An 11,002-nucleotide genomic window follows, 5' to 3' on the forward strand; every position below is an offset into this window, starting at 1 on the left:
GCACTCGGCTACGGCGCGGAACCAGGCCTTTGACGTGGACCTGCCGCCCGGGGCGACCCGGACGGCGGTGATGCGGTCGGCGGGGACCTTGACCTATTTTACCGTTTCCACGCGGCGATGACGGCCCAGCTGGTCGTCGCGGCCTAGAAGGGACGCGGCCGTCGCGTGCGGCGAGAGGCCGGGACCGCACGCGCCGGGGCGTCCTGATCGCCGATGACCGCCTTCAGCGCCAGGGCGACGAACAACACCCAGCGCAGATTGTGCCAGTTCATGGTGATGCTCTCGGTCAGCATGGTCAGGGTGTAGGCCGTCATCATCGGCATCAGCAGCCACCCCGCGGGGCGGGCGTAGGCGGCCCACAGCGAGCGCCCCCACATCTCGATGAACCAGGCCCCGAACACTATGACGCCGGGCAGGCCGAGCGCCAGATAGACCTCCAACCAGCCGCTGTGGGCGTGGGCGGCGCTGAACTTGGCCTCATGGGCGATCCAGGCGGCGGGACCGCCCGGCGACGCATCGTCCCACACCACGCCGTAGCCGAAGCCGGTCCAGGGCCTTTGCTGCATCTGATGCAGGATGCCGCTCCAGATCTCGGTCCGGCCGGTCAGGGTGGCGTCCTTGCCCAGCAATTCGAAGATCAGGTCGCTGCGGGTGACGACCACCAGAAGGGCGGCGCAGAGGACCACCACGGCCAGCCAGGTGCCGACGATGGCGCGCTTGGGCCCGGCCTTGACCAGGGCGACGAAGCCCATGCTGGCGAAGGACAGGATCAGCACCACCAGGCCGGTCTTGGAGGTCGAAAGGATCACGAGGGCCGAGGCCACGGCGGCGCAGATCAGCCACAGGCGGCGTCGCGCCGGGACCATGATCGCCGCCGCCGTCATGAACAGGGCCGCCAGGCCCATGTTCTCGCCCAGGGCGTTCTTCTCCAGCCACAGGCCGCGCCAGGCCCCGGGGAAGATCTCGTGCATCCGCCCCCAGTCGGGCATCAGGGCGCCGAGGAAGAGGGAGGCGACCATCATCACCGCCATGGCCGTGGCGAAGATCTCGGTCAGGGTGGTCCAGCGCCAGCGCGCGGCCAGGGCCACCCCGCCCAGGGTGGTGAACAGCAGGGCCATCACTCGGCGCAAGGTCACGTCGGGGCTGATCGACCACAGGAAGGACGCCGCCGTCAGCGCCAGCAGCAGGATCAGCAGGGGCGAACGCGCCAGGGCTTGCAGCGCCGTGCCTGGCCGGATCATCACCAGTCCGACCGCCAGGGCGTAGGCGGGGTAGTAGCCGTTGCGCAGGAAGTCGGCCGAGCGCGCGCCGTAGCCCGTCATCGGCGCGGCCCACGACTGCGAATAGATCAGCACGATCAGCACCGAGGCCAGAAAGGCCAGGATGTCGGCATAGGGAGTCGCGCGCGCCACCGGACCGGAGCGCCGCGTCCGGTCAGCCGTGAGTCGAACGGAATGTGTCGTCGGTCCTGAAAGTCGGCCCCCCGGCGACTGGATCGACATGGGCGCTGTCCTAGACCAGGGCGTCCGCCGACAGGCCGTGCTTCCAGTCCTTGAAGCTGACGGTCAGGGGCGGCGTGAAGTCGGGACGGGCCAGTTCCACCATCAGAGGGCCGATCTCGGACGGGTGGGGCAGACCTTCCGGGTCCTCGCCGGGGAAGGCCTGGGCGCGCATCTGGGTGCGCATCCGGCCCGGATCGACGACGGCGACGCGGATGGGCGTGCTCTCGACCTCGTCGGCCCAGCATTTGACCAGGTTCTCGGCCCCGGCCTTGGTCGCCGCATACATGCCCCAGAAGGCGCGCGGGTTGGTCGCGACGCTCGAGGTCAGATAGACGGCGCGGCCGGCGTCCGAGGCGCGCAGCAGCGGCTCCAGCGAGCGGATCAGGCGATAGACGCCGGTGAAGTTGATTTTCTCGACCTTGGCGAACTCGCGCGGCTCGGCGTGGGCGACCGGCGTCAGACCCGACGGGCCCATGGTGGCGGCAGCCTGAACCCAGATGTCCAGCTTGCCGAAACGCTCGAACAGGGCGCCGCCCAGGCGGTCGATGGCGCCCCCGTCCACCAGGTCGAACGGGACCAGGGTGGCGTGCTGGCCGGTGGCGGCGAAGATGGCGTCGTCCAGCTCTTCCAGGCCGCCCTGCGTGCGGGCGGTCGCCACGACGTGGGCGCCGGCCTTGGCCAGGGCCAGGGCGGTCTCGTAGCCGATGCCGCGCGAGGCGCCGACGACCAGGGCGATGCGATTGGCGAGGGGAAGGGAAGCGTGTTCGGACATGGCCCGCTGATAGCGCGACCCGCCGTCGGGCGAAAGGCTCAGTTCAATAGCCCGGGGCGGGCTGCCACAGGCTGAAGCTGACGCCCTGATCGTCGGCGACGACGGCGGACAGGCCCGACGGGCTTTCCGCCGGCATGGCCGCGTGCCCGCCCAGTTCCTTCACGCGGGCGCAGGCGGCGTGGATGTCGTCCACGCGGAAGTAGAGGTGCGGAAAGGCCCGATGCTCGCCCTTGGTGATGCCGAAGGCGGGCTGGCCGCCGCTGACATGGGCGTAGGTCGGGTGCGAGGCGGCTTCGTCGTAGGTCCAGCCGAACAGACCCGCGTAGAAGGCGCGGGCCTTTTCGATGTCGGGCGTGTCGAGCGTGAAGTAGCCGAGCTGGATCATACCGCCTTAAGCGGTCACAAGCAGGGAAAGTTGCCCGCCCTTGGCGTCCCGGCCGCCCTCGGCGATTTCGCGGTCGAGAAGCCGGGTCGGATAGTCGCCGGTGAAGTAGTGGTCCGTGAACTGGGGCTGGGCCGGATCGCGCGGCCCGGCGCCCAGGGCGTCGTAGAGGCCGTCGATGGACAGGAAGCCGAGGGAGTCGACCTCCAGAATGGCGCGCATCTCGTCCATGGTGTGGGTCGCGGCCATCAGCTGCGTCCGCTCGGGCATGTCGATGCCGTAGAAGTCGGGATACAGAATCTGCGGGCTGGCCGAGCGCAGGTGAACCTCCTTGGCGCCCGCCGCGCGGACGGCGCGGACCAGCTTCAGCGAGGTGGTGCCGCGCACGATCGAGTCGTCGATCAGCACGACGCGCTTGCCTTCCAGCGCCGAGCGGTTGGGGCTGTGCTTCATGCGCACGCCCTTCTGCCGGGCGCCCTGGCTGGGCTGGATGAAGGTTCGGCCCAGATAGTGGCTGCGGATGATGCCCACTTCATAGGGGATGCCGCTTTCCTGAGCATAGCCGAGGGCCGCCGGCACGCCGGAGTCGGGCACCGGCACCACGATGTCGGCCTCGACCTGGAACTCGCGTGCCAGACGGCGGCCCATTTCCTTGCGGACATTATAGACCGAGCGGCCGTTCACCACGCTGTCGGGGCGGGCGAAATAGACATACTCGAACAGGCAGGGGCGGGCGGCGCGGGCCGGGAAGGGCTTGATCGAGGTCAGGCCGTCCTCGTCGATCACGACGACTTCGCCGTGCTCGACGTCACGGATGAAGGTAGCGCCGATGGTGTCCAGGGCGCAGGTCTCGGAGGCTAGAACCCAGGCTTCGCCGACCTTGCCCAGCACCAGCGGACGGATGCCCAGCGGGTCGCGGGCGCCGATCATCTTGTAGCGGGTCTGGGCGACCAGGGCGTAGCCGCCCTCGATGCGGCCCAGGGCGTCGATGAAGCGTTCGACGATCTTGGCCTTACGGCTGCGGGCGATCAGGTGAAGGATGGCCTCGGAGTCCGAGGTGGACTGGAAGATGGCGCCTTCCGAGACCAGCTGGCCGTGCAGGTATTTGAAATTCGTCAGGTTGCCGTTGTGGGCGATGGCGATGCCGCCCTGGTCCAGATCGGCGAACATCGGCTGGATGTTGCGCAGGAAGCTGCCGCCGGCGGTGGAATAGCGGGTGTGGCCGACTGCGGCGCCGCCGGGCAGGCGGGTGGTCAGCTCGGCGTTGCCGAAGGCTTCGCCCACCAGACCCATGTGGCGCTCGGTGTAGAAGCGTTCGTCATGGACGCTGGCGATGCCGCAGGCTTCCTGGCCGCGGTGCTGCAGGGCGTGCAGGCCCAGGGCCACGATGGAGGAGGCCTCGTTTTCGGGCGCGCCCCAGACGCCGCAGACGCCGCACTCCAGCCGAAGCTGGTCGTCCTCCGGCTCGCGCCAGTGTTCGCGGTGAACGATGGGATCGGCGATATGGTGGCGCATCGTCAGGCTCCGATGACCGGGACAATATAACTCAGGCGGCGGCGCCGCGCACGTAGTCCGCCATTGCGTCTAGGGCAAGGCTCATTGATCGGAAAACCCTTCGCGGACGGAAGATCCGACCACCGGCGTCAGGGCGTCGGCGCCCTTTCCGAGCGTCGGCAGGACGATCTGAATGGCCTTGGCCGAGCCTTCGCTGACAGGCGACAGGGCCGCTCCCGTCAGCCAGCGCGGCGGATTATCGGTCATGACGCCCATGACGGTCAGGTGCACTGCCCCGATCAGGGCCAGGGCCCGCACGGCGCCCAGCGCCAGACCGAAGGTCTGATCGAAGGCGCCCAGGGCGTTTCCGCGCGCGCCTTTGGAAATGGCCGAACCGAGCAGGCGCAGACCGAAATAGAGAATCAGGAAGGTCAGGCCCACGGCCAGCACCGATCCGGCCCAGTCGGGATCGACCAGCGACCGCCCGAACGGCGCGGTCCACGGCAGGGTGATCAGGGCCAGCAGCCCGGCCAGGAAGAAGCTGAAGAAGGCCGTCAGCTCGCGCACGCCGCCCCGGAACCAGCCGGCAGCGCCGGAGGCCAGAAGCACAAGGATGACGAAGACATCGTAGCCGGTCACGCGCGCTGCAATCGCTGAAGAAGGAGAAGCCGCCTCAATAGCGGTTCAATACCGATTTTGGGAGATTCGCTCGACCACCTCGGACAGCAGTCCGGCGGCGGTGACGGCGACGTCGCCCTTCTTGACCTTGTCCTTGGCCTGGGGCGGGGCGAGGGCGCGGTCGAAGCCCAGCTTCTTGGCCTCTCTCAACCGGGCCTCGGCGCGATTGACGGCGCGGACTTCGCCCGACAGGCCGATCTCGCCGAAGACGACACAGCCCTGCGGCAGGGGCATGTCCAGGGCCGAGGAAATCAGGGCGGCGGCGGCGGCCAGGTCGGCGGCGGGCTCGTTGATCCGCAAGCCCCCGGCGATGTTCAGATAGACGTCCTTGTCCCCGAAGCCGAGGCCGCAGCGCGCCTCCAGCACGGCCAGCAGCATGGCCAGGCGGCCGTTGTCCCAGCCCACGACCGCACGCCTCGGCGTGCCGTAGGCGGAAGGCGCGACCAGGGCCTGAATCTCCACCAGAACCGGGCGTGATCCCTCGATCCCGGCGAAAACGGCGGCGCCCGGCGCTCGTTCCTTGCCCTCGCCGAGGAAGAGGGCGGAGGGGTTGATGACTTCACGCAGCCCGACGTCGCTCATCTCGAAGACGCCGATCTCGTCGGTGGCGCCGAAGCGGTTCTTGCCCGCGCGCAGGATGCGGAAGGGATAGCCGCGCTCGCCCTCAAAGCTGAGCACGGCGTCGACCATGTGTTCGACCACGCGCGGCCCGGCGATCTGGCCGTCCTTGGTGACGTGGCCGACCAGGACGATGGCCGGGCCGCCGTCCTTGGCCAGCCGCACCAGTTCGGCGGCGCAGGCGCGGACCTGTGTGACGGAGCCGGGCCCGGCCTCGTGGGCGTCGGACCACAGGGTCTGGATGGAGTCGATGATGACGATGTCGAACTTGTCGCGTTTCAGCGTCGTCAGGATTTCACGCAGGGCCGTGGCGGAGGCCAGGGACACGGCGGCGTCGGCCACGCCCATGCGCTTGGCGCGGGCGCGGATCTGTTCGATGGCTTCTTCGCCCGAGATGTAGGCCACGCGGGCGCCGTTGCGCGCGGCCTTGGCCGTGACCTCCAGCAGCAGGGTGGACTTGCCCACGCCGGGGTCGCCGCCCAGCAGGATGGCCGAGCCGGGCACCACGCCGCCGCCGCAGACGCGGTCGAACTCGGTCACGCCGGTGACGATGCGTGGCGGTTCGGGCGTGTCGGATTGCAGGGTCTCGAACGTCAGACCGCGTCCGCGCGCCGTCGAGGCGCGCTTCATTGCGCCGGGCGGCGCCGACTTGGATTCCTCGGCCAGGCTATTCCACTCGCCGCAGGCTGAGCATTGCCCGGACCATTTGGAGTGAACCGCCCCGCAGGACTGACAGATATAGAGAAGGGTGTCGCGCGCCATGACCCTGACCTAGCAGGAATCGCGGCGCGGGCGAGGGGGCATGCGCAGGGCTGCGTCCGGGTCTGACGCAGGGTGGGCGGCGGACTTGCATCGAGCCTCATATGCCCGTCATCCTGCCAAGCTATAGCGTCGTTACGACTCAACCCCGCCGAGGCCTTCATGACCGCTCCGAATCCGCCCGCCATTGATCCGGGCCTCATCGCCCGCGTGCAGAACATCCTGATGCGGCCCAAGCTGGAATGGCCGGTGATCGATGCCGAATACGCCACGACGCGCAGCCTGTTCGCCCGTTACGCCATGATCCTGGCGGCGATCGGCCCGGTCGCCAGCCTGATCGGCGGGCAGTTGTTCCCGATCCACATCTTCGGTTCGGTGATGCGGACGCCCATGGTCGGCGGCGTGCTGGGCGCCATCGTGACCTGGGGCCTGTCGCTGCTTTCTGTCTTCGTTCTGGGCCTGATCATCGACGCACTGGCTCCGACCTTTAACGGGACCAAGGACAAGGTCCAGGCGATGAAGGTCGCGGTCTATTCGATGACGGCGGCCTGGGTCGCGTCCATCTTCAACCTGTTCCCCGCCCTGGCCTGGCTGGGCGGGCTGCTGGGCCTCTACGGCTTCTACCTGCTCTACCTCGGCCTGCCGACGGTGATGAAGGCGCCGCAGGACAAGGCCCTGGGCTACACGGCCGTCGTCGTCGTCTCCGCCATCGTCCTGTGGATGGTGGTCGGCGCCATCGCCGCCGGCGTGGTCGCCAGTTTCGTGGTCGGCACGGTCGGCCTGGGCGCGTTGGCCCTGAGCTGAACTTAGCCGACGTAGAGGCGCGGCACGCGCGGCGTGATCGAGGTCAGCATCTCGTAGCTGATGGTTCCCGCCGCCGTCGCCGCGTCGTCCACCAGACGGTTGGCGCCGAAGATTTCGACCGTGTCGCCGGCCGCCACGTCCAGGCCGGTGACGTCCACCGCCAGTACGTCCATCGACACCCGGCCGATGATCGGGCGAAGCTCGCCGGCCACCCAGATCTGCCCACGCGGGCTGTTGCTGCGCATGACGCCGTCGGCATAGCCGGCGCCGCAGGTCGCCACGCGGATCGGCGCCTCGGCGCGATAGCCCTGAGAATAGCCGACCGTCTCGCCCGCCGGCACGTCGCGCACCTGCATGATCTGGGCGTTCAGCGTCGCCACCGGCGCGATGCGGCTGTCCGGCTTGCCTTCAGGCCCGCCGCCGAACAGGCAGATGCCGGGGCGCACGACGTCAAAGGCGAAGTCCGGGCCCAGGAAACAGCCGCCCGAGTTGGCGAAGGACCGCGTCACGCCCGGATAGCGGGTGACGGCCGCCGCATAGGCGTCGCGCTGGGCCCGGTTCAGCGGATGCGCCGGTTCGTCGGCGCAGGCCAGATGGGTCATGACCAACTCCAGCCCCTCGAACGGCTCGGGCGCGTCCTCAACGCGGAAACCCAGCCGGTTCATGCCGGTGTCCAGTTGCAGGCCGCAAGCCCCGCCGCCCGCCGCCGTCCAGGCCGCGATCTGACCCGGCTGGTTCAGCACCGGGCGCAGGTTCGCCGCCTTGATCATGGCCGCCGACTGGCCGTGACAGCCGTCGAGCACATAGATGACCGGCTCAGGCCCGACGGCCTCGCGCAGCAGCACGCCCTCGGCCGCCCGCGCCACGAAGAAGGTCCGCGCGCCTTCGGCCATCAGCCGCTTGGCCACGGCGGCGGCGCCCAGGCCGTAGCCGTCGGCCTTGACGACCGGATTGACCGGCACGCCCGTCATGGCCTGCAGGGTGTGGAAATTGCGCGCAAGGGCGCCGAGATCGACGGTGAGGGAGGCGGGGAGGGACATGAAGGCCCTTATGCCGCAAGATTTGTGCGGCGCCACGACCTTTGGGGCGAATTACTCCGGAATATCCGCATAGGCACCATAACGGTCGTCGTGGGCCAGGTTGCCGAAGCGGACGGTGTCCGCGTCGAAGGCCAGCTTGACGATGCCGATGGGGCCGTGACGCTGCTTGCCGATGACGACTTCGGCCTGGCCTTGCAGGCGGTCCATGTCCTGTTGCCATTGCAGGTGTTCTTCGGTGCCCTCACGCGGTTCGGCCCGGCCCAGGTAGTAGCTTTCGCGATAGACGAACATGACGCAGTCGGCGTCCTGCTCGATCGAGCCGGATTCCCGCAGGTCGGACAGTTGGGGCCGCTTGTCTTCGCGCTGTTCGACCTGACGCGACAGCTGCGACAGGGCGATGATCGGCACGCCCAGCTCCTTGGCCAGGGCCTTCAGACCGCCGGTGATCTCGGACACTTCCTGCACGCGGTTCTTCTGGCCGCCGCCTTCGCCCGTCGTCACCAGCTGCAGGTAGTCGACGATGATCAGGTCCAGGCCGTGCTCCATCCGCTTCAGGCGCCGTGCGCGCGCGGCCAGCTTGGAGATGGAGATGCCGCCGGTGGCGTCGATATAGAGGGGGCTCTCGCCGATCTCGACCGCCGCGTCGCGCAGTTTGCCGAAGTCAGAGGCGTCGATTTCGCCCTTGCGGAGCTTGTCCGACGAGACGCCGGAGGCGTCGGCCAAGATACGCATGGCCAGCTGTTCGGCGCTCATTTCCAGCGAGTAGAAGGCCACGACTCCGCCGTTGACCGTCTTGCGGCCCTCGGGCGTCGGCTCCCACTGATAGGCGCGAGCCACGTTGAAGGCCATGTTGGTGGCGAGCGCCGTCTTACCCATCGACGGACGGCCGGCGAGGATCAGAAGGTCGGACGGGTGCAGGCCGCCCAGCTTGCGGTCCAGGTCGTTCAGGCCGGTGGCCAGACCGGCCAGCTTGCCTTCGCGCTGATAGGCCTCGCCCGCCATTTCGACGGCGCCGGCCAGGGCGGTGGAGAAGCTGACGAAGCCCGACGACGGCTTGCCCGTCTCGGCCAGCGAATAGAGGGTCTGTTCGGCCTGTTCGATCTGTTCGTCGGCGGGGGTGTCCGGGTTGGGCGCCTCCTTGATCATCTCGCCGCCGATGCGGATCAGGTCGCGGCGCAGAGCCAGGTCATAGATGACGCGGGCGTAGTCGGGCGCATTCGCCGCCGGGGGGGCGCGGTCGACCAGATCGGCCAGGTAGCGCAGACCGCCGAACTCATGAAACGCCGGGTCCTGCTTGAACCGCTCCATCAGGATGGTCGGTTCGGCCAGCAGGCCTTGACGGATGTGGTCCTCGATCGCCTCGAACAGCCGCTGGTGGAAGGGCTCGTACATGTGCGAGCCGCGCAGACGGTCGCTCAGCCGCTCGAACACGGCGTTGTCGAACATCAGCGAGCCCAGCAGCGCCTGCTCCGCCTCAAGGTTGTGGGGCATGGACGAGACGGAGACCTGATCGTTTCCGTAGGGCATGGGGGCGAAGGCGTTCATTGAAATACGCATAGCCCTAAGCGCGTGCTGCGTCAGATACGGGCGTCGCCTTGGTCGTGGACATCCGTTTCGCCCTGTGGACGGTCCGAAAAACCCCTGTCGGATCAGCGGACCCTATGGGGTGCAGGGGTAGCGTTCGGCCATCCAGTCACGCACGGCTTTGGTGACGCTGTCGCCTCGACGCGCTGCTGGCAGGCTGTTGAACCGCGCGAGCAGGGTTCGGGCGGTGATGCCCGTGCCGGAAGGCGGAATGCAGGTGACGGCCGGACGGCCGTGGGATGGTGCGGAATGCGGTCGGCGACGGCCATAAACTGCTGCACCGTCATGTCCGAGGCCAGGACGGAGGATGCAGCGGCCAGCCACAGGGTGGTCGCGATCAGGAACGCTCGCAACGGCATCCGTCGCAGATGGGAAGGATCGCCCCTCAGGCAAGCGAGGCCTTGGCTTCAGCTAGGGGCAGGGGTGCTCCGCCGCCATCCATTCGCGCACGGCTTGGGTGACGCTGATATTGCGACGCGCCGCCGGGATGGCGTTGAAGCGGTTCAGGATCATGTCCGGCGACAGGCGGATCTTGGCGCCCTTGGCGATACAGGTGGCGGGGCGCCGCCCGGCGGCCTGAGCGGCTTCCTGTTCGTCGCCGACCGTTTTGAAGGCGCCGTTGATTTCGTTCATCAGCCGCCGCGTGTCCGACCGCAGCAGGGCGGTCGGATTGCGCGGGATGCGGTTGGCCGAGGTCAGGAACTCCTGAACCGTCATGGCGCTGGCGCCGCTCGCCCACAGGCTGGCGGCGACGGCGAGGACGAGCGTGGCCTTCGTCATGGGGACCCCTCCGATTGGAACGGTCCAGCTTGTTTGCTTGTCGATGAACACTCGATGAACGCTGTCAGGTCTCCAGGGGAAGGGTCGGCAGGGTGTTGGGGTAGATGCGCTCGACATCTCCGCCCGCCGCCTTGGCCGAGCGCGCCATGCGGAAGGCGTTCACCGGCTGGGTTTCGCCGATCCATAGGGCGTTGATCAGATGATCGGCATAGGGATCGTCGGTGTTCGGATGGATCAGGATCTTCAGTCCCAGGTGATTGAGCATCAGCCAGGGGACGACCGTCGGCACCTGCTCCCTGGCGAAGCCAAAGTAGAAGGAGGGAGTCGTGTGGGGCCCGCGAGGGCCCTCGTTCCATTCGCCCAACTCCACCTTGAAGCGATGGATGACCCAGTCGCGCAGTTGGGCCGCACGGTAGGCCGTGTCCTCGTTGAAGTAGACGTGGGCGTGATAGCTGCTGATCTCGGTGTAGGCGCGCGGGGCGGCGGGCAGGTCCACGCCGCGCGGCAGGGGCTCGGGCGGGCCCTTGGGGCGGGCGCCCCAGGGGCTGAGGGTGCTGTCGTCGCCGACCTGCACCGCCGCTTCGGCCGG

Annotated in this window: 11 protein-coding genes; 1 reads left to right on the plus strand and 10 read right to left on the minus strand. The window is 68.4% G+C overall.

The features are described from left to right. Nucleotides 1-143: 143 nt before the first annotated feature. The 6 genes from VGE49_RS04285 to radA form a co-directional block, all read right to left on the minus strand. On the minus strand, nt 144-1,412 hold the full coding sequence (locus tag VGE49_RS04285; protein ID WP_331033343.1) for an O-antigen ligase family protein: 1,269 nt from the start codon (nt 1,410-1,412) through the stop codon (nt 144-146). Nucleotides 1,413-1,512: 100 nt separating this feature from the next. After that, nucleotides 1,513-2,274 carry an SDR family NAD(P)-dependent oxidoreductase gene (locus VGE49_RS04290; protein ID WP_331033344.1) on the minus strand — a complete coding sequence of 254 codons (762 nt, stop codon included), beginning with the start codon at nt 2,272-2,274 and terminating at the stop codon, nt 1,513-1,515. 43 nt (nt 2,275-2,317) lie between these two features. Further along, nucleotides 2,318-2,659 carry a VOC family protein gene (locus VGE49_RS04295; RefSeq protein ID WP_331033345.1) on the minus strand — a complete coding sequence of 114 codons (342 nt, stop codon included), beginning with the start codon at nt 2,657-2,659 and terminating at the stop codon, nt 2,318-2,320. A 6-nt stretch (nt 2,660-2,665) separates the two neighbouring features. After that, entirely contained in the window at nt 2,666-4,171 is a 1,506-nt protein-coding gene (gene purF / locus VGE49_RS04300; protein ID WP_331033346.1) for an amidophosphoribosyltransferase, read from the minus strand. An 81-nt stretch (nt 4,172-4,252) separates the two neighbouring features. Then, the gene (locus VGE49_RS04305; protein ID WP_331033347.1) at nt 4,253-4,789 is read right to left on the minus strand and encodes a CvpA family protein; all 537 of its coding nucleotides are present in this window, start codon (nt 4,787-4,789) and stop codon (nt 4,253-4,255) included. Nucleotides 4,790-4,834: 45 nt separating this feature from the next. Next, nucleotides 4,835-6,208 carry a DNA repair protein RadA gene (gene radA / locus VGE49_RS04310; RefSeq protein WP_331033348.1) on the minus strand — a complete coding sequence of 458 codons (1,374 nt, stop codon included), beginning with the start codon at nt 6,206-6,208 and terminating at the stop codon, nt 4,835-4,837. Between the two features lie 159 nt (nt 6,209-6,367). Here radA and VGE49_RS04315 point away from each other — a divergent pair, with 159 nt between their 5' ends. Continuing rightward, entirely contained in the window at nt 6,368-7,009 is a 642-nt protein-coding gene (locus tag VGE49_RS04315; RefSeq protein ID WP_331033349.1) for a YIP1 family protein, read from the plus strand. A gap of 2 nt (nt 7,010-7,011) precedes the next feature. On the opposite strand, the gene alr is transcribed toward VGE49_RS04315, so the two are convergent. The 4 genes from alr to VGE49_RS04335 form a co-directional block, all read right to left on the minus strand. Then, nucleotides 7,012-8,049: an alanine racemase gene (gene alr / locus VGE49_RS04320; protein WP_331033350.1), complete on the minus strand. Its 1,038-nt coding sequence runs from the start codon at nt 8,047-8,049 to the stop codon at nt 7,012-7,014. 51 nt (nt 8,050-8,100) lie between these two features. After that, on the minus strand, nt 8,101-9,594 hold the full coding sequence (locus tag VGE49_RS04325; protein ID WP_331033351.1) for a replicative DNA helicase: 1,494 nt from the start codon (nt 9,592-9,594) through the stop codon (nt 8,101-8,103). 450 nt (nt 9,595-10,044) lie between these two features. Further along, complete coding sequence (locus VGE49_RS04330) at nt 10,045-10,413, minus strand: hypothetical protein (protein ID WP_331033352.1); 369 nt, start codon at nt 10,411-10,413, stop codon at nt 10,045-10,047. Nucleotides 10,414-10,477: 64 nt separating this feature from the next. Then, a partial coding sequence (locus VGE49_RS04335; RefSeq protein ID WP_331033353.1) for a DOPA 4,5-dioxygenase family protein occupies nt 10,478-11,002 on the minus strand: 525 nt, incomplete at its 5' end.

It is taken from the genome of Brevundimonas sp. (genome assembly GCF_036405315.1).
GTDB lineage: Bacteria > Pseudomonadota > Alphaproteobacteria > Caulobacterales > Caulobacteraceae > Brevundimonas.